Annotated in this window: 1 pseudogene; it reads left to right on the top strand. The window is 45.3% G+C overall.

Annotated elements, in window-relative coordinates:
• Window positions 1–254 (top strand): annotated as a pseudogene (locus E8Q33_RS15245) (helicase-related protein); the annotation flags it as partial.

Genomic DNA, 254 nt, shown 5'->3' with positions numbered 1-254 from the left:
ATCAACGTTTTAATGTACTGGTTTGCACTACGATTATCGAAACCGGTATCGACGTACCGACTGCCAATACCATCTTTATAGATAGAGCCGATAAATTAGGTTTGGCCCAGCTTTATCAAATTCGTGGCGTGTTGGTCGCTCGCATCATCGTGCTTATGCTTATCTGATTACCCCGCCGCAACAGGCCATGACTGCCGATGCGATTAAACGTTTGGAAGCCATTGAGTCGATTGAAGATTTAGGTGCAGGCTTTA

Origin of the sequence: Methylophaga sp. SB9B, from assembly GCF_004832235.1 — a bacterium.
Classification (GTDB): domain Bacteria; phylum Pseudomonadota; class Gammaproteobacteria; order Nitrosococcales; family Methylophagaceae; genus Methylophaga; species Methylophaga muralis.
Note: the sequence above shows the minus strand (reverse complement) of the source record. Positions and strands in the feature narration are given on the sequence as shown.